General features: G+C 67.2%; 27 protein-coding genes. 14 read left to right on the top strand and 13 right to left on the bottom strand.

Features of this window, described 5'->3' with window-relative positions:
- Positions 1 to 8: 8 nt before the first annotated feature.
- Positions 9 to 665 carry a HEAT repeat domain-containing protein gene (locus tag RJ1_RS30175; RefSeq protein WP_073366182.1) on the bottom strand — a complete coding sequence of 219 codons (657 nt, stop codon included), beginning with the start codon at positions 663 to 665 and terminating at the stop codon, positions 9 to 11.
- Between the two features lie 122 nt (positions 666 to 787).
- Between RJ1_RS30175 and RJ1_RS30170 the strand changes: the two genes are divergently transcribed.
- The 3 genes from RJ1_RS30170 to RJ1_RS30160 all read left to right on the top strand — a co-directional run bounded on the left by RJ1_RS30170 (position 788) and on the right by RJ1_RS30160 (position 3,126).
- Entirely contained in the window at positions 788 to 1,246 is a 459-nt protein-coding gene (locus tag RJ1_RS30170; RefSeq protein WP_073366181.1) for a helix-turn-helix domain-containing protein, read from the top strand.
- A 19-nt stretch (positions 1,247 to 1,265) separates the two neighbouring features.
- Entirely contained in the window at positions 1,266 to 2,447 is a 1,182-nt protein-coding gene (locus RJ1_RS30165) for a PIN domain-containing protein (protein WP_073366180.1), read from the top strand.
- Positions 2,448 to 2,553: 106 nt separating this feature from the next.
- A complete protein-coding gene (locus RJ1_RS30160; RefSeq protein ID WP_083400572.1) occupies positions 2,554 to 3,126 on the top strand; it encodes an aldo/keto reductase in 573 nt (190 codons plus the stop codon).
- A 19-nt stretch (positions 3,127 to 3,145) separates the two neighbouring features.
- Here the strand turns inward: RJ1_RS30160 and RJ1_RS30155 are convergent, their stop codons facing one another.
- Positions 3,146 to 3,358, bottom strand: a complete 213-nt coding sequence (locus RJ1_RS30155; RefSeq protein ID WP_073366222.1) for a TOBE domain-containing protein — start codon at positions 3,356 to 3,358, stop codon at positions 3,146 to 3,148.
- A 207-nt stretch (positions 3,359 to 3,565) separates the two neighbouring features.
- A complete protein-coding gene (locus RJ1_RS30150) occupies positions 3,566 to 4,138 on the bottom strand; it encodes a GNAT family N-acetyltransferase (protein ID WP_073366179.1) in 573 nt (190 codons plus the stop codon).
- A gap of 185 nt (positions 4,139 to 4,323) precedes the next feature.
- Here RJ1_RS30150 and RJ1_RS30145 point away from each other — a divergent pair, with 185 nt between their 5' ends.
- From RJ1_RS30145 to RJ1_RS30120, 6 genes are all read left to right on the top strand, one after another.
- Complete coding sequence (locus tag RJ1_RS30145) at positions 4,324 to 5,685, top strand: MFS transporter (protein WP_073366178.1); 1,362 nt, start codon at positions 4,324 to 4,326, stop codon at positions 5,683 to 5,685.
- Positions 5,686 to 5,734: 49 nt separating this feature from the next.
- Positions 5,735 to 7,330 (top strand): aldehyde dehydrogenase (NADP(+)), encoded by a 1,596-nt coding sequence (locus tag RJ1_RS30140; RefSeq protein ID WP_073366177.1) that lies wholly within the window; start codon positions 5,735 to 5,737, stop codon positions 7,328 to 7,330.
- Positions 7,331 to 7,355: 25 nt separating this feature from the next.
- Positions 7,356 to 8,291, top strand: coding sequence for a 5-dehydro-4-deoxyglucarate dehydratase (locus RJ1_RS30135; protein WP_073366176.1), 936 nt, complete (start codon positions 7,356 to 7,358; stop codon positions 8,289 to 8,291).
- Positions 8,291 to 9,562 (top strand): glucarate dehydratase family protein, encoded by a 1,272-nt coding sequence (locus tag RJ1_RS30130; protein ID WP_073366175.1) that lies wholly within the window; start codon positions 8,291 to 8,293, stop codon positions 9,560 to 9,562. Before RJ1_RS30135 ends, RJ1_RS30130 begins: the two co-directional genes overlap by 1 nt.
- 90 nt (positions 9,563 to 9,652) lie before the next feature.
- Complete coding sequence (locus RJ1_RS30125; protein WP_073366174.1) at positions 9,653 to 10,546, top strand: LysR family transcriptional regulator; 894 nt, start codon at positions 9,653 to 9,655, stop codon at positions 10,544 to 10,546.
- Between the two features lie 63 nt (positions 10,547 to 10,609).
- Positions 10,610 to 11,470: a hypothetical protein gene (locus RJ1_RS30120; RefSeq protein ID WP_143048909.1), complete on the top strand. Its 861-nt coding sequence runs from the start codon at positions 10,610 to 10,612 to the stop codon at positions 11,468 to 11,470.
- A gap of 18 nt (positions 11,471 to 11,488) precedes the next feature.
- Here the strand turns inward: RJ1_RS30120 and RJ1_RS30115 are convergent, their stop codons facing one another.
- The 3 genes from RJ1_RS30115 to RJ1_RS30105 all read right to left on the bottom strand — a co-directional run bounded on the left by RJ1_RS30115 (position 11,489) and on the right by RJ1_RS30105 (position 13,201).
- Positions 11,489 to 11,692 carry a three-helix bundle dimerization domain-containing protein gene (locus RJ1_RS30115; protein ID WP_073366173.1) on the bottom strand — a complete coding sequence of 68 codons (204 nt, stop codon included), beginning with the start codon at positions 11,690 to 11,692 and terminating at the stop codon, positions 11,489 to 11,491.
- Between the two features lie 144 nt (positions 11,693 to 11,836).
- Positions 11,837 to 12,319 (bottom strand): carboxymuconolactone decarboxylase family protein, encoded by a 483-nt coding sequence (locus tag RJ1_RS30110; protein ID WP_073366172.1) that lies wholly within the window; start codon positions 12,317 to 12,319, stop codon positions 11,837 to 11,839.
- Between the two features lie 228 nt (positions 12,320 to 12,547).
- Positions 12,548 to 13,201 (bottom strand): hypothetical protein, encoded by a 654-nt coding sequence (locus RJ1_RS30105; protein ID WP_240319839.1) that lies wholly within the window; start codon positions 13,199 to 13,201, stop codon positions 12,548 to 12,550.
- 311 nt (positions 13,202 to 13,512) lie between these two features.
- Here RJ1_RS30105 and RJ1_RS30100 point away from each other — a divergent pair, with 311 nt between their 5' ends.
- Positions 13,513 to 14,955 carry a DUF1254 domain-containing protein gene (locus tag RJ1_RS30100; RefSeq protein ID WP_073366171.1) on the top strand — a complete coding sequence of 481 codons (1,443 nt, stop codon included), beginning with the start codon at positions 13,513 to 13,515 and terminating at the stop codon, positions 14,953 to 14,955.
- Positions 14,956 to 15,106: 151 nt separating this feature from the next.
- Positions 15,107 to 15,751 carry a DNA alkylation repair protein gene (locus RJ1_RS30095; RefSeq protein ID WP_378380489.1) on the top strand — a complete coding sequence of 215 codons (645 nt, stop codon included), beginning with the start codon at positions 15,107 to 15,109 and terminating at the stop codon, positions 15,749 to 15,751.
- A gap of 3 nt (positions 15,752 to 15,754) precedes the next feature.
- Here RJ1_RS30095 and RJ1_RS30090 read toward each other — a convergent pair whose 3' ends face one another.
- From RJ1_RS30090 to RJ1_RS30075, 4 genes are all read right to left on the bottom strand, one after another.
- Entirely contained in the window at positions 15,755 to 16,501 is a 747-nt protein-coding gene (locus RJ1_RS30090; protein ID WP_073366169.1) for a DUF899 family protein, read from the bottom strand.
- Positions 16,502 to 16,592: 91 nt separating this feature from the next.
- Positions 16,593 to 17,810 (bottom strand): RNA polymerase sigma factor, encoded by a 1,218-nt coding sequence (locus RJ1_RS30085; protein ID WP_073366168.1) that lies wholly within the window; start codon positions 17,808 to 17,810, stop codon positions 16,593 to 16,595.
- Complete coding sequence (locus RJ1_RS30080; protein WP_073366167.1) at positions 17,807 to 18,142, bottom strand: YciI family protein; 336 nt, start codon at positions 18,140 to 18,142, stop codon at positions 17,807 to 17,809. The genes RJ1_RS30085 and RJ1_RS30080 overlap by 4 nt, the downstream gene beginning before the upstream one ends.
- A gap of 25 nt (positions 18,143 to 18,167) precedes the next feature.
- The gene (locus tag RJ1_RS30075; protein ID WP_073366166.1) at positions 18,168 to 18,815 is read right to left on the bottom strand and encodes a dihydrofolate reductase family protein; all 648 of its coding nucleotides are present in this window, start codon (positions 18,813 to 18,815) and stop codon (positions 18,168 to 18,170) included.
- A 270-nt stretch (positions 18,816 to 19,085) separates the two neighbouring features.
- Between RJ1_RS30075 and RJ1_RS30070 the strand changes: the two genes are divergently transcribed.
- On the top strand, positions 19,086 to 19,463 hold the full coding sequence (locus RJ1_RS30070) for a beta/alpha barrel domain-containing protein (protein WP_073366165.1): 378 nt from the start codon (positions 19,086 to 19,088) through the stop codon (positions 19,461 to 19,463).
- A 161-nt stretch (positions 19,464 to 19,624) separates the two neighbouring features.
- On the opposite strand, the gene RJ1_RS30065 is transcribed toward RJ1_RS30070, so the two are convergent.
- The gene (locus RJ1_RS30065; protein WP_073366164.1) at positions 19,625 to 20,029 is read right to left on the bottom strand and encodes a VOC family protein; all 405 of its coding nucleotides are present in this window, start codon (positions 20,027 to 20,029) and stop codon (positions 19,625 to 19,627) included.
- Between the two features lie 217 nt (positions 20,030 to 20,246).
- On the opposite strand from RJ1_RS30065, the gene RJ1_RS30060 reads away from it, so the two are divergent.
- Positions 20,247 to 20,678, top strand: coding sequence for a hypothetical protein (locus RJ1_RS30060; RefSeq protein WP_240320022.1), 432 nt, complete (start codon positions 20,247 to 20,249; stop codon positions 20,676 to 20,678).
- A 50-nt stretch (positions 20,679 to 20,728) separates the two neighbouring features.
- Here the strand turns inward: RJ1_RS30060 and RJ1_RS30055 are convergent, their stop codons facing one another.
- Complete coding sequence (locus RJ1_RS30055; RefSeq protein ID WP_073366162.1) at positions 20,729 to 21,328, bottom strand: CGNR zinc finger domain-containing protein; 600 nt, start codon at positions 21,326 to 21,328, stop codon at positions 20,729 to 20,731.
- Positions 21,329 to 21,397: 69 nt separating this feature from the next.
- Here RJ1_RS30055 and RJ1_RS30050 point away from each other — a divergent pair, with 69 nt between their 5' ends.
- On the top strand, positions 21,398 to 22,267 hold the full coding sequence (locus RJ1_RS30050; RefSeq protein WP_073366219.1) for an alpha/beta fold hydrolase: 870 nt from the start codon (positions 21,398 to 21,400) through the stop codon (positions 22,265 to 22,267).
- A 43-nt stretch (positions 22,268 to 22,310) separates the two neighbouring features.
- On the opposite strand, the gene RJ1_RS30045 is transcribed toward RJ1_RS30050, so the two are convergent.
- Positions 22,311 to 22,991, bottom strand: a complete 681-nt coding sequence (locus tag RJ1_RS30045) for a PAS and ANTAR domain-containing protein (RefSeq protein ID WP_073366161.1) — start codon at positions 22,989 to 22,991, stop codon at positions 22,311 to 22,313.
- Positions 22,992 to 23,184: the final 193 nt, after the last annotated feature.

Below are 23,184 nucleotides of genomic sequence, written 5' to 3'. Positions count from 1 at the left end.
TCCTCCTGCTACGCGTCCGGGCCGGCGACCGCAACGCGCTTGGCCACCTCGAGTGAGAGGGTGAACCCGCTGTCGGGATCGTGACAGAGCCGTTGTGTCGCGTCCGCGTGCGCACGGACGCGCGGATCGGGATGCGTTGCGGCTGTGTCGAGAACCGGCAGGACAGCCTCCCCGAGTCCCACCAATGCACGGCTCAGACTGAGATGCATGTGCTGATCACCCCGTCCGAGTTCGGTCGCCAGATCGGCGGCGAGGGCAGCCTCGTCGCCGGGCGGCACGAGTGCCACGGCCGTTCGCCACGCGCTGCGCGCGACCTCGTCGTGCTCGTCGTGCAGCAACGCCGACACCGCGGGCCAGGCCTGCCGATGCCCGATCTTGGACAGGGTGTGCAGCGACTGACTGCGGGCCTGCGCGGTGTCGGACCCGAGCTCGTGGATCAGTCTCGGCACGGTGATCTCGGTCGGCAGGCGGCACAATGCCCAGGTCAGCATGTCGCGGACGAAGAAGTCCGGTTCGATGGCACACCGGTCGACGAGGATCTCCGTGAGCTGGGGGTCGGGGCGTGTGCCCGCCGTGAGCGCCGCCCGCAGCCGACTCGACGGGTGGGCTGCGGCCAGGGCGTCGACGAGGTGAGCGTTCGGCCCACCGTAGTTGATTGTGTTCATGGACAACCACCTCCTTCGTCGACCATTCGAGTCCTTGTCACTGTGTCAGGGTCAAGCATGACGCGGGCAGGGGCCGACCCCAACCACATTGTGTGTTCGTTTTTTTCGTTTTATGGTGGGGTATGGCCGCCCTGATGAACCGCACGGTGTTGCCGCCGGCCGCCGACGATCGGGATCTTCTCGCCGCATTGAAGGCTGTCCTCGCTGGTGACGAGGATATGTGGATCTCGACCCAGGAGGGGTCGGTGCCGCTGCCGGACAGTGTTCGGGGGTTGCTCGTCGACGCGGTCACTGCTCTGGATCGGGGGCAGGCGGTGACGGTGGAGCCGCGTCGCACGGTGCTGACGACGCAGGAGGCCGCGGAACTGTTGGGCATCACCCGACCGACGTTCGTGCGGTTGCTGGAGGCGGGGAAGATCCCGTACACGTCGCCGGGCCGGCATCGGCGGGTGGAATTGGCTGACGTGCTCGAATTCCAGCAGCGTGAGCGCGAGCGCCGCGGCCAGGTGTTCGAGGAGATGGCGCACGACGAAACCCCGGACCCCGGCGACGCCGCTGACGGCTTCGTGACGACCCGCTGATCCGAGGTGGGGGCAACCTATGGCTACCTTTCGGGTGGTTCTCGACGCGAACGTCATGCTGCCCCAGGCCCTGAACGATCTGCTGCTCACCCTCGCCGACGCCGAGTTGTTCCGGCCGGTGTGGACGCCGGATCTACTCGACGAGGTGGAGCGCAACCTGTCCGGAGAGAGGTTCGGTAAGTCGCCTGACGAGGCGGCACGCCGAGTGCAGCAGATGCGCAGGGCATTTCCCTTCGCGGAGGAGGAATCATGCGGATACCGGGCGCTGATCCCCGCGATGACCAACGATCCGAAGGACCGGCACGTCCTGGCTGCGGCTGTACGGTCCGGTGCAGCCTTGATCGTGACCGCCAATCCGACGGACTTCCCGCCGTCGACCCTCGACCCGTTCGACGTCGAGGCGATTCACCCCGACGAATTCCTCTGCGATCAAATCGATCTGGACCCGGAAGCGGTGTTCGAGTGCATGCACGTGCTGGTCGCCCGGAATGCGCTCCCGCCGCGCACGGTGGGGGAACTGCTCGAGTCCCTCGAGCGGCTGACCCCACGGTTCGTCGACGCCGTCCGGGCATTGCTTGGTCGCCAGGACGACGCAGGCGATGGTGCGGCCCCGGCGGCGTCCCCACTTCCGGAGCTGACCGACGAGCAGATCGACTCCTTGCCGCCCGAGGTACGGCAGACGTACCGGCAGCTTCGTGCAATGGATCCGGCCGAACGGGTGCGGTTCCTCGGGCATGCAGAGCTGGTGAGTGCGGCGAGGGCGTTCCTGACGCCGGTGGCCGTGGACGGGGATCTGCTGTCGGCGTGGTCGAATGTGGATCCCGAATTCCGGGCGGTGCTCGCACAGAAATGGGTGCAGGACAACCACTATCAGATGACTGTCGACGGTTGGGATGCTGAGGCGGTCGCGTCGGCCCTGGCGGGGCCGACGCCGGATCATCCGTTGTGGGTGCATTTCGAGCGCGTGTACGTGCGGTCGTTCCGGGCGATGCTGCCGGATCCGGCGACGTGGGGAATCGGTGCAGCCACACGGACGATCGCCCCGGGCATCGAGGCGCTCTACGTGCTCGACACCTCGACGCTGGAGGGCGGCCAATGGCAGCCGAACGACCCCCGGTATGTGTGCCCGGTCGTCATGCATCGCGTCGACGGGCGATGGCTCGTGCGAAACCTGGGATCGGAGAACCCTGCCACGAACTGACTCGGCCATGGGGCGCGGTCTACGGCTCGGGTCCTGCAAGGTCATGGGTCAGGTCCTGTAAGCCGACCACGCGTAGCAGCGCTCGCGAGGGCTCTTCACCGGCCAGATGGAACAGGTGGTCGCGTTCGTCGCTGGTCAGCCTCAGTGCACGGGCGACGAGGCGCAGTGGGTCGCCGAGCGACAGCCGCCCTACTCGTTGCTCAACCGCGCAATCGAACGCGAGGTACTGTCCGTCGCGCAACGCTACGGGATGGGCACGCTGGTCCGGGGTCCCTTCGCGCAGGGGCTGCTCACCGGTCGCGTCCGCAAGGGGCAGCACAACGACCTGCGCCGTGCGGCCTTCTTCGCGCACCTCACGGATGCCCGTCGCCTCGACGTCGTCGAGCAACTCGTCCCGCTCGCGCACGAGGCGGGAATGCCGATGACCCACCTCGCGATGGCGTTCACGATCGCTCACCCAGGCGTCACCAGCGCGATCGTCGGGCCGCGCACGATGGGCCACCTCGACGACCTTCTCGCCGGCATCGACGTCGCACTCACCGACGACATCCTCGACCGGATCGACGAGATCGTCCCGCCCGGTACCGATGTCGGCACGCTCGACCAGGCGTACGTGCCTCCTGCCATCGAGAGCCCGAGCCTGCGTCGCCGACCCTTCTCCGAACGGAGCTCCGCCTGACCGCGCCGACCTCCACCCGTTACTCGACGCCGAGCATCACCTCGGTGGACTTGACCAGCACGGTGGCGGGCTTACCGGTCTCGAGGCCGAGTTCTTCGACGGCTTCCTTGGTGATGGAGGCGGTGACGATCTGTTCGCCGCCGTCGAGGCGCACCTTCACCGTGGCCATCACCGCACCGACGGTGACTTCGGTGATCGTGCCGGCGAGCTGATTGCGGGTGGACAAACGCATGATCATGTCCCTTTCCGGGTCGGGTGGTATTCGACACGACGGTACACCCCCGCGGAGCGGATGAAAGACGTTGCACAAAAGTCGTATTCGCATATTCGGCCACCTGTGCGGCGCTGGTGAGTATCTGCGGCCCGGCAGGGTGAATGCCGCCGCAACACAGGGCTGATCCCATTCTTCGTCGCCTGGTGACGACCCGTCCCGCAGTCTTCAGGGCCTGTTCGGATCGGCGAGAATCAGGTCGAGCCTGCTGATGTAGTGCGCCCCGTCGTCGATCGGGTTGTCGGGCGGGAGGAAGCCCTCGCCGACGCGTCGGAAGCCGGCCTTCTCGAGCGCGCGCCACGACGCCCGGTTGGGGACGACGACGGGGACGACGATCGCGGTGGCGTCGGGTAGGTCCGTGCGGCACCGGTCGACGAAGGCGTGGATCATCGCGGTGCCCAGCCCCTGACCGGTGTGCTGCGGGTCGCCGACGAAGTAGTCGATGGAGATGCTTCCCGGCGGGATCTCGACGAGGGCGGTGAGGAGCGCGAGGTCCTCGGGGTAGTCGGCGATCCGGTAGCGCTGGATGAATCCGAAGGGCAGGCCGTGGCGGCGGACGAGAAAGTCTTCGCAGGGTTCGGTGCCGTCGATGCTGCCGCCGAAGTCGCGTTCGATGTCCGCGTCGGCGGTGTCGTGGTTCCAGAACCGCGCGACGTGTGGTTGGCGAAGCCATCGTTGCAGTTGGGGGAAGTGCTCGCGGGTGGTGCGGACGAACTCGAAGGTGTCTGCGGCGGCGCTCACGGTAGGAAACTAGCAGGAACGCGGTCGATGCCGTTTCAGCATCGATGACGCGAAACTTTGACTTGGACATGTATCGAACGCCGCCCTAGCGTGACTCCTATGACTCAGGTCACGCTTCCGCATCGGGGCGTGATCGGGGTCCCCCAACGTTTCCAGCCATCCGAACTTAGAGAGAGGAGTCACCGATGACCCTCCCCCTCGCCGTGTCCCCGGCAGTCGACAGCGCGGTCGCCAAGATCTTCCGCCGTGTCGTGCCGCTGTTCATCGTGATGTTGATCTGCAACCAGCTGAACCGATCGAACATCGGGTATGCCCAGACTCACCTCGAGGCGGATGTGGGCATCGGCGCCGCGGCGTACGGCTTCGGTGCGGGTGTCTTCTTCATCGCCTATGCGATCTTCGAACTGCCGTCGAACGTGCTCATGGAGAAGTTCGGCGCCAAGGTGTGGCTGACGCGCATCATGATCTCGTGGGGCCTCGTGTCGGCGGCGATGGTGTTCGTCAACGGCCCGGAGATGTTCTACGTCCTGCGGTTCCTTCTCGGTGTCGCCGAGGCCGGCTTCTTCCCGGCCATCATCTTCTACTTCACACGCTGGCTGCCGAACAACCACCGCAGCCGTGCGACCGCACTGTTCATCGCCGGGTCCTCGATCGCCGCCGCGATCTCCGGGCCGATGTCCGGACCGCTGCTGTCCCTCGACGGCCTCGGTGGGCATCACGGCTGGCAGTGGATGTTCGGGCTGGAAGGCCTGCTGTCCGTCGTCGTCGGGTGCATCGCCTACCGCCTGCTCGACTCGAAGATCGACGACGCGAAGTGGCTCACCGGCGCGGAGAAGCACGACCTGCAGGCCGTCATCGCCGAGGAGGACGTGCTCCGCAGTGAGGCGTCCGCGAAGCGTGGCGAGTCCGGCTCGCGCTGGAAGCTGCTCCTGCAGCCGCGGATCCTGGTGTGCTGCGGCATCTTCTTCGCGATCACCATGGCGATCTACGCCAACACGTTCTGGTTGCCGTCGATCATCCGCCGCATCCCGGGCACCACCGACGTCACCGTCGGGCTGCTCTCCTCGCTGCCGTGGATCTGCGCGATCTTCGCGATGTACTTCTCCAACCGCTCCGCCGACCGCACCGGACGGCACAAGCCCTACCTCGTCGCCGCGCTGCTCATCGGCGGAATCGGCACGATGGCCGCCGCGTTCGTCACGCCCTGGCTGGCGCTTCCGCTGCTGTGCATCGCGACGATGGGCTTCAAGAGCGCGAGCCCGCTCTTCTGGTCGATTCCGCAGCGCACACTGCACCCGATGGTGCTGGCGCCGGCGATCGCGATCATCAACTCGCTGGGCAACCTGGGCGGCTTCGTGGCCCCGTTCGGCTTCGGAGTGATCAAGGAGCAGACCGGCACGGTGACGATGGGCCTGGTCGTGCTGTCGCTCTTCGCCCTGGCCGCGGCCGCGGCGGTGACGTACTTCCGGCGGGACAAGGAAGACATCGACGAAGTCGCGGACCGGGCCGAGGTGGCCTCCGACGAGACCACCGTGGCCGCCACATGACCCCGCACCGGCCCATACGAAACGCAGACGAGAATTCGAGGATCGCATCATGACAGCAACGGTGAACCGGACCGACGTGACCGGACAGATGATCATCGCAGGCAAGCCCGTCCAGGGTTCCGGCGCGACGATCCACGGCATCGACCCCACCACCGGCGCCCGGCTGGAACCCGGATTCGCGCACGGTGACGACCGGGACGTCGACGCCGCGTGCGCCGCCGCCGCCGAGGCGTTCGCGCCGTTCCGCGCCACGACGTCCGAGGAGCGCGCCCGGTTCCTCGAGGCGATCGCCGACAACATCGAGGCTCTCGGCGAGACACTCGTCGCCCGGGTGTGTGCCGAGTCCGGTCTTCCGCAGGGCCGCGTCACCGGTGAGGTGGGCCGCACGTCCGGACAGCTGCGGCTGTTCGCCGGCGTCCTGCGCGACGGCGGCTGGAACGGCGCCCGCATCGATCCCGCGCTGCCCGACCGGGCTCCGTTGCCGCGTGCGGACATCCGCCAGCGGAAGGTGCCGCTCGGCCCGGTCGCGGTGTTCGGTGCGAGCAACTTCCCGCTCGCGTTCTCGGTCGCCGGCGGCGACACCGCGTCCGCGCTGGCGGCGGGGTGCCCGGTCGTCGTGAAGGCCCACGACGCGCACCCCGGCACGTCCGAACTCGGCGGCCGCGCCATCGCCGCCGCCGTCGCGAGCACCGGCATGCCGGCGGGAACGTTCTCCCTGCTGTTCGGCTCGGGCCGCGGACTCGGCACCGCCCTGGTCACCGATCCTCGCATCAAGGCCGTCGGCTTCACCGGATCGCGTTCCGGTGGAACCGCTCTGGTCGCTGCGGCCGCGGGACGTCCGGAACCGATCCCGGTGTACGCGGAGATGAGTTCGATCAACCCGGTGTTCGTTCTCGAGAACGCGCTCACCACACGGGGCGCCGAACTCGGTCGGGCCTTCGTCGGGTCCCTGACCCTCGGATCCGGACAGTTCTGCACCAACCCCGGTCTCGTCATCGCGGTCGACGGTCCCGGACTCGCCTCGTTCGTCGAGTCCGCGAGCGCCGCCGTCGCCGAGAGCACGCCCACGCCGATGCTCACCCCGAACATCGCCGGCTGCTACGCGGACGGCGTCACCGCGCTCACCGGAGCCGCGACCGTGGAGGCGCGCGGCACCGAATCCGACGCGCCGAACACCGGCCGGGCCGCGCTGTTCAGCACCGACGCCGACACGTTCCTGGGTTCGGAGGTGTTGCAGCAGGAGGTGTTCGGTTCGTCGAGCCTGATCGTCCGCTGCCGCGACGCCGAGCAGGTGCGGGCCGTCGCAGCCAAGCTCGAAGGTCAGCTGACCGCGACCGTCCACGTCGACGACGCCGATCTCGACGAGGCCGGACGACTGCTGCCCGTCCTCGAACTCAAGGCCGGACGAATCCTGTTCAACGGCTGGCCCACCGGGGTCGAGGTCGGTCACGCGATGGTGCACGGTGGTCCGCACCCGGCGACGTCCGACTCCCGCACCACATCCGTGGGCTCGCTCGCGATCGAGCGTTTCCTGCGACCCGTTGCGTACCAGGATGTTCCGAGTTCGCTACTCCCCGCCGCCATCGCCGACGGCAACCCCGAACAGTTGTGGCGTCGCGTCGACGGCCGACTCACCCAAGCCTGATTTCCCCCTCGTGAAGGAGTTTCCCATGCTCGACGGCGTCCTGTTCTTCCCCGTCACCCCGTTCACCGCATCCGGCGACGTCGACTACGACCGGCTCGCCGAGCACGTCGCCAAGGGCATCGACGCCGGACCCGGCGGTGTCTTCATCGCCTGCGGCACCGGCGAATTCCACGCCCTCGGACTCGAGGAGTTCGGCAGGATCGTCGCCACGGCCGTCGAGGTCGTCGCCGGACGTGTCCCCGTCTTCGCCGGGGCGGGTGGTTCGGTGCAGCAGGCCAAGGAGTTCGCCACCAGCGCGAAGACCAACGGCGCCAACGGTATCCTGCTGCTCCCGCCGTACCTGGTGACGATGCCGCAGGCCGGCCTGGTCGACTACACCCGCGCTGTCGCCGAGACCACGGACCTTCCGCTCATCGTCTACAACCGCGGCAACGCCCGATTCGACGAGGCGTCCGCCGTGGAGGTGGCGCAGTTCCCGACCGTCATCGGTTTCAAGGACGGTACCGGCGACCTCGACAAGGTCGGGCGCATCGTCCGCGCCGTGAAGGACGCGCTGGCGCCGTCCGGCAAGCCGTTCCTGTTCTTCAACGGCATGCCCACCGCCGAGGTCACCCAGCAGGCGTACCGCGCGATCGGTGTGACGCTGTACTCGTCCGCCACGTTCGCGTTCGCGCCCGAGCTCGCTCTCGGGTTCTACGACGCCCTCGAGTCCGGTAACCAGGAGCTCACCGACGCGCTGCTCCGCGACTTCTTCCACCCGCTCGTCCGGCTGCGTGACCAGGTGCCCGGATACGCGGTGTCGCTGATCAAGTCGGGTGTCGCGATGGAAGGCATCGACGCCGGGTCGGTGCGTCCGCCGCTCGTCCCGACGAGCGAGGTCCACCGGCAGGAGCTGGCCCGGATCACGGCCGCGGGTCGTGCCGTGCTCGCCGACGCCCTCGCCGTGCAGGCGGCGGTCTGATGTCGGGCGCGCCCATCCGGATCACCGGCGCGCGGATCACGCCCGTCGCGTTCGTCGATCCGCCGCTGCTCAACACCGTCGGTGTGCACCAGCCGTACGCGCTGCGTGCCATCATCCAGCTCGACACCGACGGCGGTCTCGTCGGACTGGGAGAGACCTACGCCGACACCGCCCACCTCGCCCGGCTCGAAGCGGCCGCCGAGGCGATCGTCGGGCTGGACGTGTTCGCGCTCAACGCGATCCGCGCCGCGATCGACGCGAAGGTCGCCACCCTGTCCGTCACGGGCGGCGACGGCGTCGCCGGCATGATCACCACGGCCAGCACCACCGACCGCGTGTTCTCCCCGTTCGAGGTGGCGTGCCTCGACGTGCAGGGCAAGGCCCTCGGCCGGCCGGTGTCCGATCTGCTCGGCGGCAAGGTGCGTGACGCCGTCCCGTTCAGCGCCTACCTGTTCTACAAGTGGGCAGGGCATCCCGGCGCCGAGCCCGACGAATGGGGCGAGGCCATCGACCCCGACGGTCTGGTCCGTCAGGCACAGAAGATGATCGGCGAGTTCGGCTTCGAGGCCATCAAGGTCAAGGGTGGCGTGTTCTCGCCCGACGAGGAGATCGCCGGAATCAAGGCGCTGCGCGCCGCGTTCCCCGACCTGCCGTTGCGCCTCGACCCCAACGCCGCGTGGACCGTCGACACCTCGATCCGGGTCGCGTCGGAACTCGACGGCATCGTCGAATACCTCGAAGACCCGACACCCGGCCTCGACGGCATGGCCGAGGTGGCCCGGGAGGCGAAGATGCCGCTCGCCACGAACATGTGCGTTGTCGCGTTCGATCAGCTCAAGCCCGCGGTGCTGAAGGATTCCGTGCAGGTCGTGTTGTCGGATCACCACTACTGGGGTGGCCTGCAGCGGTCGCGGCTGCTCGCCGGCATCTGCGACAACTTCGGTCTGGGCCTGTCGATGCACTCCAACTCGCACCTCGGCATCAGCCTGGCCGCGATGGTGCATCTCGCCGGCGCCACTCCGAACCTCACGTACGCGTGTGACACGCACTGGCCGTGGAAGACCGAGGACGTCGTGAAGCCCGGCGTGCTGAAGATCGTCGACGGCGCGGTCGCGGTGCCGACCACGCCGGGGCTCGGCGTGGAGATCGACGAGGACGCCCTCGCCGCCCTGCACCAGCAGTACCTCGACTGCGGGGTGCGCGACCGGGACGACACCGGGTACATGAAGTCGGTGGACCCGACGTTCGAGAACACCTGCCCGCGCTGGTAGCGGTCTCACCGGAAGGCGCCGGCCGAGTCTCGGTCGGCGCCTTCCGGGTGGGCTACATTGGGTCCACCTCGAGGCAAAGGAGTGGATCGAATGTTCTCCCTCGCACGGCTGTCGTGCTTCATCGCCGTCGCGGAGGAATTGCATTTCGGTCGCGCCGCGGAGCGGCTGCACATGACGCAGCCGCCGCTGAGCCGTCAGATCCAGCAGCTCGAAAGCGAACTCGGTGTGCAGTTGATCGACCGCACGAGCCGCTCCGTCACGCTCACCGCTGCCGGTGCGGCGTTCCTGCCCGACGCCCGGCGGATCCTGAGTCTGTCCGAGAGCGCGGCCCTCACCGTTCGGCGGGTGCCTGCCGGCGACCTCGGCACCGTCGTCGTCGGATTCACCGGCGCCTCGGCGCACGCGGTGCTGCCGAGATTGCTCGGCGCCGCCCGCGAGCGGCTTCCCGACGTGAAGATCGTTCTGCGAGAGATGGTCACGTCCGTGCAGATCGAATCACTGATCAGCGGTGAACTGGACCTCGGGCTGATCCGGCCCATCCTCACCCGGCCCGGCATCGACACCCGGCCGATCCATCACGAGCGTCTCGTCGCGGCGCTGCCTGCCGGCCACCCGCTGGCCGACGCGGAGGAACTGGCAGTCGAGGATTTCGACGACCAACCCGTCGTCATGTATTCACCCGTCGACGCGCGCTATTTCCACGAATTGCTCATCAGCACGTTCACGATCGTCGGTGCGTCCCCGCGGTACGTCCAGTACGTCACCCAGGTGCACACCATGCTGGTGCTCGTCCGCTCCGGCCTCGGCATGGCTCTGGTCCCCGAATCCGCGCAGACGATGCACCCCGAGGGGGTCGTGTTCCGGCCCGTCTCCGCCGTCCGCGACCGGCCGGTGCAGATGAACGCCGCCTGGCGCTCGGACAATCGCAACCCCGCACTGCGCAGGGTGATGGAGGACGTCCTCCCGCAGCGTGAATGGGAGTGAGCACTCGGCTTTTCCCTTAAGGTGACGGCGACTGAATCGAGCCGAATCGGGTACTCGCCCCGTATGAAGAGCGGGGGATCGACGTGTCGCCACGTTGCGCTGTCCCTGTTGGCCGCCGGCGTTGTCGCGACCGCGTCCGGATGGACGGCCCACGCCGCCCCGACGCCCGACCGGGTCGACGACGTGCCGGGACGGACGGCGCTGTCGTTCGCGCACACGCCGAGCGGAACCCGCGTCGGGACGGCGAATCAGGGAGAATCCCGGCCGGGATTGTCCATCGTGAAACTGTATGTGGCCGACTACATGCTCCGGCACGGCGACGGCTCGCCGGAGGACCGCGCACTCGGGCAACGGATGATCCGCGACAGCGACGACGGCGCCGCCGCGGAGGCGTATGCCAAATACCCGCAGGCCATCGACGCGATCGCCGCCGAGTATCGGCTCACCAGTACTCACGGTGCCGGATTCTGGGGCAACGCCGTCACCAGCACAGCGGACACCGTGACTTTCCTGGAGGCGAAGAAGGCCACCGATCCGGACAGCGAGATCCTGGGATGGATGGCGACTGCCGCCCCTGTCGCCGCCGATGGAACCCATCAGAACTGGGGTACCGGGCTGTTGCCGTCGGTCACCGGAACCAAGTGGGGGTGGTCCGACACCGGGCCCAGTGTGGTCGCCTCTGCGTCCTTCGGGTCCGATTTCTCGGTAGCGGCCAGCACCTACGGCACCGTCGACGAGCACACCGGTGACGTTCTCGGTGCCTTCGCGCAGGACCCGGCATCACCGTCACCGCAGCCGGCGCAGGTTCCGATACGGGAACTGATCGACCGCTACAACACCATGAACGACCCCCGCATCGACCAACTCGCCGGAGTGATCCCGTCCGACTGGTCCCTGCCGGCTGTTGTCGTGCCGCGGCCCTGACAGCGGAACTGATTCCTGTCAGGAACTGGTGAGGGCGGCGATCTTCCGCTTCGCGGACCGTTCGACGAGCAGTGGTACGAAATCGCGCACCGTTCCCGCGGTGAATTCCGTGTGTGCCTCGTGGACGATCTGCTCGACCATCTGGTGTGGCAGGTCTGCGTGGTCCGCGGCGAGTCTGTCGACGACCTGCTCGACCTGACGCGTCTCCTCGTCGCTGGACATGGCTGACCCCTTCCTCGGTATTCCGGAGACCCGAAACAGTCTCTGAACCAACAATTCCCAGCGAACGCTGACGTGGAAATATTCACATAATTAAAGTTGAATATTCAACTCACTCGGGTGTGAGCTGCGTGACTGTCTCACTACTCAGAGTGTGAGCTTGCACGTCTGACCGATGTCGAGCACCCGCAGCACGCGACCCGTTCCCAGCCACAACGCGCACGACAACGCCAGGTCCGTCAGGATCTCGTCGGAGAACTGCTCGTGACACCGCGCCCAGAAATCCTCGTCGTCGCGGAGTGCCGTGTGATCGGTGGCGAACCGGTGGGCGAACTCCGCCGCCGTCCGCTCCTCGGCGCTGTACCCGGGCCACGACTCCCACTCGAGGACGTGGTCGTAGAAATGCTCGTCGATGCCGGCGTCGGCGGCATTCCTGTCGCGGGTTCCGAGGCACACGGCGCACTCATTGGCCTCCGCGACCGCCATCCGCGCGATCTCCCGGACCCGTAACGGTAACCGGTTCCGGTTGTACACGGCATCCGTGAATCCGCCGAGCGCACCACCCAGCTCGGGCGAGATCGACAGCCAACCTGCCACGTCATCGTCACTGTAGCTACCTACTCGACTCATTCCCGAATGCTACAGCGGGAGGCGCCGCGGGCGATAGATCTGACACATGTTCTATCGATGGCGCCGCTGTTCGGGATGGGGGCGAGGCCGCGTCCGACGGCGACCCATCCGCCCGCTCCCGGCGGTGACCCAACCCCGTGGGTCGACCGCTGATCGTCCGGTCGACGGGAAGTCGGGAATCCCTGCGGAACGTGTCTGCGCCGATCTCGCCTCGGGAACCCGTTTCCGCTACCGACCACCCTTGGGCGTGGTTTCGGTCGGCGGTGACTGCTTACGCATCGGCGAGCGAGTGGGCGTGATCCGCCGCAAACGGGCCCGCACCCTGGACGGCTGTGGTTGGTTTTCGTCCTCGCCCTTAGTCGCGTTGTGCGGTTTCTCCTCGTCTCGTACGTCCGTCGGAGGCTTGTGCGCCTTGACCGTTTTCTTCCTGCGTACGGGTGTGTCGGGTCGTGATTCCGGTGCGGAATCGTCGCGGGACTCGTCGTCGACGGTGGAGTCCTCGGCGTCCCGTGGGTGGGCGTGCCCGCGACGGCCGATGCTCTTCACTCCGGCGACCAGGTGCCCGCCGCCGGCCACGACGTTCGCGCCGCGCGACCGGAGGCGGTCGCGGAACGAATCGACGTGCTCGCTGGTGGCCTCGGCCGTGGCGGCCGCAGTGTCGAGTAGCTCGACCCGAACCGAGTCGCCGAGTTCCGCGATATCCGGCGTTGAGGCGAGGAACTCGGACCCCTGTGCGAGCAGATCCTCAGGCCCCGTGGGGGACCGCCCGCCCGCTCCAGCGATCTTCACGGCCATCTTCAACTGGTGTGTGCGCCCCAGCAGGTATCCGGCGCCGACCGCTGTGGCAATCTCAACTTTGGTTTTGGTTTTCGTAATTTTCATGATCGAACCCACTTGCTGTGTGTCGTCGCCACGCACTGCGTCGGGCGTCGGGAGCATGTGGAAACTTTGGCGGCTCGGTGCGCGCGAGGCGTATGCGGCGATTACCCCGCGTCCCCGGTCCCCAATCGGAAACTGTTATTGCGGTCGCTCCGTGTCGACGACGAGCTAGACGTCACCCCGCCGATGTCCACCCGCGACGGGTGAGGCGCTGCCGCTGGTGCACAGGTTGAGTGAACAGCGAAAGGCGTCAGTCATACGCAGCGGAAGAGCCGAACACCCGAACATGGTGCTCGGCTCGGAGAGGGCGTCCGATGGGCGACGAAGCCAGGTACTCGACGGATATTCCGGTTGAGATCATCTCTCCCGACGTGGTGGAAACCCGTCTGGGAACGATGCGATTCACCGATGGTTTCCCCGACGATGCGACGGTGGACAAGGTTTTCGACAACCTCGACTTTCTCCGCGGAGTCCAGGCGTTCCTGACCGCGATGCCCGCCGCATTGCAGGCCGCGCAGCGCCGAGGAATCAGGAAGTACGGCCCGGACAACCAGACCGTGCTGATCTTCGAGCAGCTGATGGACTCCCGTTCGCTGTTCTTGACCGCGAACACCGAGAACGTCTACGCGATCGCCTGGCTGAATCTGAGCAGTGGGCCGATCGTGGTCGACAGCCCGCCGGGCATGCTCGGCCTCGTCGACGACTTCTGGTTCCACTACGTCACCGATATCGGACTCGCCGGCCCCGACCAGGGACGCGGCGGCAGGTACCTGTTCCTGCCACCCGACTACCAGGGTGACGTCCCGGCCGACGGTTACTTCGTGTGCAGGTCGAACACGTACGGCAACATCCTCGGGCTCCGCGGCTTCCTGCACGACGGTGATCCCGCTCCCGCGGCGCGGGCCATCACCGAGGGACTACGCATCTACCCGCTCGCCGTCGCCGCCGACCCACCCGAGATGAACTTCGTCAACGCCTCCGGGCAGTCGATGAACACCATCCACGCCACGGATTTCACCTTCTTCGAGGAAGTCGACGAGGTCGTCCAGGAGGAGCCGAACTCGGCCATCGACCCCGAAACCCTCGGCCTGCTCGCCTCCGTCGGCATCGTGAAAGGTACCCAATTCGCGCCCGACTCGCGGATGAAGGCCGTCCTGGTCGAGGCCGCCGCGGTCGGTAACGCCACCGCCCGCGCGAACGCCTACCGATCACGGCTCGACGGCGCCTATTTCTATCCCGACAGTGCCTGGTGCACACCGTTTGTCGGCGGCAGTTACCTGTTCGAACACGACGGCGTCCGACTCCTCGACGCCCGCTCGTTCATGTTCTTCGCCGCGACCGGCATCACCCCGGCGATGGCCATTCAACGGGTCGGCGCCGGATCGGCGTACGCCGCGGCCTTCGTCGATGCCCACAGTCAACCCTTCGACGGAGCCACGACGTATCGGCTGCATCTGCCGTCCGGGATCCCGGCGCGGACATTCTGGTCACTGGTCCTCTACGACACCCAGACCCGGTCGATGCTGCAGACCGACCAACAGTTCCCCAGCCTCGGCAGCCAGAAGCCGGGTGTCGCTGCCAACCCTGACGGTTCCTTCGACATCTATTTCGCACCCGACCCGCCGGACGGTCACGAGAACAACTGGATGCAAACCCGACCAGGCAAGGGCTGGTTCGTCATTCTCCGCCTCTACGGACCGGAACAATCGTGGTTCGACAAGACCTGGCGGCCAGGCGAAATCGAGGCGATCACCTGATTGCCGTGTCGAGCGAACACTCCTGCGGGATCGGGAAAGCCGGGGTGGAGGCCGGGAGCCGGACCATCGTCGTAGGCTGATTCGCATCTGCGACGAACAGGAGATAGCGGTGGCCCAGACGACGGTGGACCCGCCAACGGTGGCCGAGGTGATGGCCGAGCTGGCAGAACTCGAGGAACCGAGGGCCCGGGAGGTGAACGCCAAGCACGGTGACGACCACGGCGTGAACCTCAGTAGGCTGCGTGCGATCGCCAAGCGGCTGAAGACCCAGCAGGAACTCGCGCGCGAGCTCTGGGAGACCGATGACAGCGCGGCGAGACTGCTGGCGCTCCTGATCTGCCGCCCCAAGGCGTTCGAGCGTGACGAGTTGGACGCCATGTTGCGCCAGGCGCGCACCCCGAAGGTGCACGACTGGCTCGTCAACTACGTAGTGAAGAAGAACCCGCACGCCGAAGAGCTACGCCTGGCCTGGTTCGCCGATCCGGATCCGGTGGTGGCGAGTGCCGGCTGGGCGCTGACCACCGAACGCGTGGCGAAGAAACCCGACGGTCTCGACCTCGCCGGACTTCTCGACACCATCGAGGCAGAGATGAAGGACGCCCCGGATCGCCTGCAGTGGGCGATGAACCACTGCCTGGCCCAGATCGGGATCGAGCACGCCGAGTACCGCGCCCGTGCCATCGACATCGGCGAGCGGCTAAAGGTGCTCGAGGACTACCCGACGCCCCCGAACTGCACGTCACCGTTCGCGCCCGTCTGGATCACCGAGATGGTGAAGCGACAGCAGAACCAGTAAGCGTCAGCCCTCGGTGACGCCGAGGTCGTCGGAGCGACCGGCGGCCAGGCGCGACCACTGCGCGGTGGGCCGTCCGCCGGTGCGCATGATGTCCCTCGTGCGGCGCTCCCAACGCTGCGGCCAGCCGCTGGGCGAATCCTCCCACGACTCCTGACGGCCGTACACGGTCATGTCGAGTAGCCCGTACGTGGGAGCCATCGGTTCCAGGCCGCGGCCGCTCGTCCAGAACGTCTCGAACACCCTGTCCTCGTGTCGCAGATAGCAGACCAGAGGCGCCGGGGATCGATCACGATCGCCGAGCAGGGCATCCGCGACATCCTGCGCGGAGTACCAGGGCACGTCCCAACCCATGAAGTCGCGGTAGCGGACGCTCACGTCGTACGGGCCTTGGCACAGCGTGGCGTACGTGACGTCGCGGGAGTGCAGGTACGACAGCTCGCGCACCTGGCCGTTGAAGAACGTGCAGCCCTCACATTGATCGGCCGTGGGGTGGTCGGCGTGCCACATGTGGAAATACGCGATCAGCTGGCTTCGGCCCTCGAACACGTCCAGCAGCGGGACCGGCCCGTGCGGGCCGACGAGGGTGATGGTGGGGTCGACCTCGACGATCGGTAGTCGCCGGCGGGCCGCAGCGATCGCGTCGCCTTCGTGGGTGTGTGCCTTCTCCCGGACCCGCAGCGCGTCCAGTTCGCCCTGGTAGGCAGCGCGGTCGACGATGGCGGGTGCCGGTGGGGTCGTTTCGGTGTTCACAAGACTTTCCTTTCATCCAGGTGGACCTTCACCCCACCGACGAAGGACTCCGTCCGGGATCGACAACGGCCGCGAAAACTTCGAGATTTCCTCAGAGCTCGCCCAGGCGGCTGCTCAGGTAACGACGCTCGGCCTCGGTCGGCGCCAGTTTCAGGGCTTCCTCGTACGCTGTCTTGGCCTCGGCCGCACGGCCGTCGCGGCGGAGCAGATCGGCCCGGGTCGCGGACAGCAGGTGGTACCGGTCGAGTCGGCCGGACGCGGTGATCTCGTCGACGAGGGCCAGGCCGGCCGGGATGCCGTCGGCCATCGCGACCGCCACGGCGTGGTTGAGATCCACGACCGGGGAGGGTGCCAGCCGCGCCAGCTCGGTGTACAGGGCCGCGATCTGTGGCCAGTCGGTGCTCGCCGCGTCGGGCGCGGTGGCGTGGCAGGCGGCGATCGCAGCCTGCACCTGGTAGCCGCCGGTGCGTCCCATGGCCAGCGCCTGATCGAGCGTCGCCGCTCCTTCGGCGATCAGCGCCCGGTCCCACCGAGACCGGTCCTGGTTCTCGAGGGTGATCAGCACACCGTCGTCGGTGCGCGTCGCGCGCCGGGACTCGTGCAGCAGCATCAGCGCGAGCAGGCCACGCGGCTCGGGTTCCTGGGGCATCAGCCGCACCAGGAGCCGGGCCAGACTGATGGCCTCGGCCGTGAGTGCCCGGTGTCCGTCGTCCTCGTCGTAGCCCTGGTTGAAGATCAGGTAGAGCACCGCCAGGACGGCCGCCAGTCGCTGGGAGAGCAGCTCGACGGGCGGGACCCGGTAGGGGATTCCGGCCTCGTGGATCTTGCGCTTGGCGCGGACCAGGCGCTGCGCCATCGTGGTTTCGGCGGTCAGGAAGGCCCGGGCGATCTCGGCAGTGGTCAGACCGGCCAACGTGCGCAGGGTCAGCGCAACCCGGGCCGGGAACGGCAGCGCCGGATGGCAGCAGGTGAAGATCAGCCGCAGCCGTTCGTCCGGGATCTCTTCCGGGGGCTCGCCCGGGTCACGGGCCAGCACGGCGAGCTGACGCACTTTGCCCGCACCCGCAGCGGCGCGGCGCAGCCGATCGATCGCGCGGTTGCGAGCTGTCGTGGTGAGCCAGGCACCGGGACGGCGCGGGACGCCGTCGCGCGTCCAGCTCGTCAACGCGAAGGCGAACGCGTCCTGCGCGCAGTCCTCGGCCAGATCCCAATCCCCGGTCAATCCGATCAGGGTCGCGACCACCTGGCCCCACTCGTCCCGGAACGCCGCATCGACCGCCGCACGGACTCGGTCATCGGGCGCCGTCATTCCCAGACAGGGCGGATCTCGACGCCGCCCCAACGCGCGTAGGGATGGCCGGACGCGATCTCGATCGCCTCGTCGAGGTTCTCGCACTCGACCATCACGAAGCCGCCGACGAAGTCCTTGGTCTCGGCGAACGGCCCATCCGAGACGAGGGTTTCACCGTCGCGCACCCGGACCGTCGTGGCATCGACCACCGGCCGCAGCCGCTGGCCGACGAGCAGACCGCCACGCCGTTGCAGATCCGCCCACCACGCCTGATGCACCGGATCGGCCGCGAGTTCCTCGTTCGACGGCGACACCGACTCGTCGTCGCAGATCAGCAGTACGTACTTCACACATTCGATTTTGCGCGCCCTAGCGTCACCTGCGCCAGAACAGGTGGTGGGTCACTACTCCGCTCGGGCTGGGCACCACGTCGAGGTGGAACCGGTCGAGCAGCTCATCGGGTGATCCCCAGAGTCGCGACCCCGAGCCGAGCTGCACCGGTGAGACCGCCACATGCATGGTGTCGACGAGGTCGGCGTCGAGGAACTGCCGGATCGTGGTGGCCCCGCCACCGAGCCGGACGTCCTTGCCGTCCGCGGCCTCGCGTGCCCGATCGAGGACAGACACAGGGTCGGCGTCGACAAAGTGGAACGTGGTGTCGCCGAGGGTGAACGACGGTCGAGTGTGGTGGGTCAGCACGAATACCGGGGTGTGGAACGGAGGTTCTTCGCCCCACCAGCCGCGCCAGTCATGATCCTGCCAGGGACCGCGCTGCGGGCCGAATTTGTTGCGGCCCATGATCTCGGCGCCGATGTTGCGGGCGTAGTCCCGCGTCAAGTAGTCGTCGAGGCCGCGGCTTCCGCCGGGGTCGGTGCGCATCGGCCAGCTCGCCGTGGCGCCTGCCCAGGCGAACATCTCGCCAGGATCGGCATCGCCGAACGGCCTCTCGAGGCTCTGGTGTTCACCGGCACCGAATCCGTCACTGGACACGTTGAAATTCTGAACTCTCAGAAGCTGGCTCACGAGGCTCCTCCTGCGCTCTTGACGAGAATGACAGTGCGATGATCTGTAGACCACGCCGGCCGGCCAGACTCATCGGCGAGGCTGGTCGATCGCTGGACGCTGATCGTAGCGAGATGCCGGGTGGCACACCCATGACGCGGTCGACGGGACGTACTGCCCTTTCCTCGTACACCCGGCAGGAAATTAGATGCCCGGTGTGCCCGGCCAACGCCGAACCGGATTGCGGATCTCCCCGGCCAACCCCCTCAATGACATCGTGGAGGCCCCTCAATGACATCGTGGAGGACGGGTTCCGCGACACCTACCGGGCCTTTCGCCGACGCGATCGAGCCGCTCGGCCTGGCCTATCTGCATGTCATGGAGATGGGGGACACGGCGGATCGGGAGCTCACCCTGGACCTGCGCAAGCGATTCAGTGGAACGTTCATCCTCAACCCGTCGACCCCGGATGCCATGACGCACGTCGATGAGTTGGCCCTCGTCGAGGACGGAACCGCCGACATGATCTCCTTCGGCGCGCTTTTCCTCGCCAACCCCGATCTGCCCGCCCGCCTCGCCGCCGGCGGCCCCTTCAACAGTCCAGACCGCGCCACCTTCTACGGCGGCGGCGAGCAGGGCTACATCGACTACCCCACCCTCAACGGGTAGCGCGAACACCCGAAGGAGTGCCGGTCCTCGGCAATCACCCGGGGACCGGCAGTGCCGTGATGGTCCGGCGACTGATCCCGAGTGTCTGCACCGCCATATGCGGTGTTCCTCGGCTGCGGTCTCGATATCGGCCGTTCCCCGGGTGCTATCGGCGGGATCTCTTATTCCGCAACCAGCACTTCGCCTTCCAGTCCATCAGGGTCGCGAAAGAAGACGCTGCGCACGGCGCCGAAGTCGTTGACGTTGCCGTCGCTGGCACCGTGGTCCACAAGCCGTTGCCGGATGGTTTCGAAGCTCTCGGCGGATGCCGCCTGCAGTCCGAAGTGATCGAGCCGTCCGCGTCCCCACATGGGTGTCTGACGGTCCGGCTCGGGGTTCCCCTCGATCGTCACCACGTTGAGCTCGGTGTGCGGTCCGATACGGATCATCGTCATGGTTTCGCCACCCTTGTCACCGTGCGGCCTGGTGGGTCCGACCTCTGCGTCGAAGACCTCGGTGTAGAAGGCGCGGAGTCGGTCGATGTCGTTGGATATCAGCGCGATGTGGTTGATCCCGTTCAGTAACACTGCTGTGCTCCTTTACTCGTTCGCCAAACAGAACGCCGCACGGCGCCCGCGTATCACCCATCGTCGTTACTTCCCTTGTGTTGCCATTCACGTGGCCCATCTGCCGGCGGCGTCGGCTGGGTTGTGTCGTGACGCCCAGGGCAGGGCACTCTCCAGTATGGGATCGAACGCAGACCACCCCGCCAGCCCGGCGGCCGCAGCTCTCGGGGGTCGGCTAGTGCACTTGGTCGGTGACCATGACGCCGCCCGGTTCTCGCGTGAGGTCTCCCGAGTGTGCGCCGAACCGCATCTCACCGAAGGTCGGCCGGGATACGGCGATGTGCTCGCGTGGGTTGTCGACGCGATCGTCGATGTGCTCACTGCGCGCCTGGGCGCCGCGGGTCCGGGGGAGAGATTCATCCTCGATCTCCGGTTCACGGACGGGGCGCCCGTCGTCGTCGACGACTTGCCGGAATCGGAGCGTTGGGTGCTGCGGACGGTGGCAGCCTTTCTCGCCGAGGAGGGCGCGGAGGGAGAGCGGTTGCTCGCATCCGCTGAGCATCGATTCGACCTCACGATGCGGGCGGAAACGCTGACTGCCGCACTGATCTGGCTCGACTTCATTCTCGATGTCGACCTGCCCGATCCGCCCGACGTCATCACCGCGTAGAGTGGTACTCGCTGGAAATCGTCTTGGGCGAAGGGCTTTCGACAGCTTCTTCATCCGGCATCCAAGGGGCCAGTCCCACGTCGATCCTGCAGTTCGCGCCGCCGGGCGCGAAAGTTCGCCACGTTGACGCGGTTCCCGCACACCTGGGGCATGCAGAACCGACGTCGGCCCGCCCGGCTGGTGTCGACGAAAATACCGTTGCACGAGGGTGATTCGCACGAGCGGAATCGTGCCGGTCCCAGTGCTGCCACGGTTCCGAGCAAGCCTGTTCCGATGACGACGGCGAGGTCGTCGGCGAGCGTCGACTCCGGCGCGGTCTCGAGGTGCCACGTCCAGGTGCCGTCGTGGCGCCCGAGGAAGGGGACGGTGCGCGCCGCGCGCAGGAGTTGATTGGCTCCGTCGACGATCGCCTCCTCGTCCGGCGCCACCACGACGTCGCGCACACGTGTGCGCAACGCGCGGACCTCGTCCACGTCGGTGCCGGTCACCGGACGGTCACCGGGGACGAGGGCGTGCTCGGTGAGGAAGGTGTGCAGCGACTCGCCGTCGGTGAGCGCGTCGCCGGTCGCGACGAGCACCTCCGGGGCGGTGAGGACGAGTGCCGTCGCCACCGATGCCCCGAGGGTGTAATCGGTGAAAGTCAGTTGCATCACTTACATCCTCCGTCTAGCGTAATGGTTACGAAACCAGTTTAGCCATTACAACTCGGGAGGATGATCATGACTCGACAGCAGACCGCCAGCACGGCCGACACCGACCGGTGGTCCCTGCCCGACCGGCTGACCATCGGCGGCGCCACCATCGCGGCCGGAGTCTTCGGCGATGGCCCACCCGTCGTGCTCGTGCACGGCACGCCCTCGTCGTCGTATCTGTGGCGCGCGGTGATTCCCCACCTCGCCGAGCAGAACACGGTGTACGTCTGGGATCTTCCGGGCTACGGCGACTCGACATCGGTTCCCGGCGAGCCGGTCGCGATCCACACCCACGCTCGGGTGCTCGCCCGACTGGTCGAGCACTGGGGACTCGAACAGCCTGCGCTGGTCGGCCACGACATCGGTGCCGCGACGGTGCTTCGGGCACACCTCGTCGAGGGAGTCCCGGTCCGGCGCATCGCCCTCCTCGACGCGGCGGTGCTGTCGCCGTGGGTGACGCCGGTAGCGCAGCACATGCAACGTCACCTCGACGTGTACCGCACGATGCCGACGCACATCTTCCAGCGGATCATCGAAGCGCACCTCGACACCGCGACGCATCGCTCTCTGCCGTCGTCCACCGCGGAGACCTACCTCCGCCCCTTCACGGGCCCCAGCGGACAGCAGCGTTACCTCGACCAGGTCCAATATTTCGACGAACGCGACACCGACGACGTCGTCGAGAAGCTCGGCACCGTGGACGTCCCGGTGCAGATCCTGTGGGGTGCGGACGACGAATGGCTGGACCGTTCGTTCGCCGACGATCTCGCCAGCCGCATCCCCGGGGCGCGAGCGGCGTTCGTTCCCGGCGCCGGCCACTTCCTCACCGAGGACGCGCCAGACCGGGTGGCGCAGGTTCTCGCCGACTTCCTCGCGGAGAGTCGGCCAGCCGTCTGACCGGACACCGAGGGCCACTCCGCAGCGCGCCGTGGGTCCTCGGTCAGTCCCGTGCCCCCGGTGTGTCGGTGTGCTCGTGTGCGGTGAGGAGGAGGTGGTCGAATCGGGCGCGGAACGACTCGGGCAGGGTCGCCTCGGCGGTGAGGGTGTCGACGAAGCGTTCGGCGAGGGTGCGGAGTTTGGTGTTCGTCTGCTGTGAGCGCCAGGTGAGGATGCCGAAGGCGCGCTCGGAGGAGATGCCGTAGACGAGCATGAGTGCACCCTTGGCCTGCTCGATCACCGCCCGCGATTGTTCGAGTTCGGTGACGGCCTCGGTGAGTGCCGCGTTGAATTCGCGGAGGTCGGTCTCCAACGTTTCGGTGACGTCGATGTAGTACCCGGAGGTGCCGATGACCTGGTCGTCCTCGTCGAGCATTCGGTCGCCGACCACGATCACGTGGTGGATGCGGCGTTCGGTGTCGATGATCCGGTGTTTGCTGCTGAACGGCTCGCCGGCGTGGATCATCTTGTCGAAGAGGGCAGCGACCTGCGGTTGGTCGTCCGGGTGCTTGTGGGAGAGCAGAAGTTCGGTGGTGGGGGTGATTTCACCCGGTTGGTAGCCGTGCATCCGGGCGACGGGGTCGGACCATTCCCAGCGCTGACCGGCGAGGTAGAACCGGAAACTTCCGCCCTGTGGAGGTGCATTCGAGCCGCGAAGTTCATCACTGTCCACAGCTACACCCACTCCCGCTGTGCTCGGCGGCGAACCTCGCCGCGGATGCCATTGCCACAGTATGCCGAGCACGCACATCGGCGTGACACAAATAGGCCACACGCACTGGTCCGGAAACGCTGACGCCGTCGACCACCTTGATTACGGTGCTCGACGGCGCGACTGCGGGGTCTAGATGTTGTTCGCCGTCCGCGGGGTGGCGTTG

The organism is Rhodococcus jostii NBRC 16295, assembly GCF_001894825.1.
In the GTDB taxonomy this organism is placed as follows: Bacteria; Actinomycetota; Actinomycetes; order Mycobacteriales; family Mycobacteriaceae; genus Rhodococcus_F; species Rhodococcus_F jostii.
The sequence above is the reverse complement of the archived record's forward strand: the minus strand, read 5'-3'. Positions and strand labels throughout refer to the sequence as shown.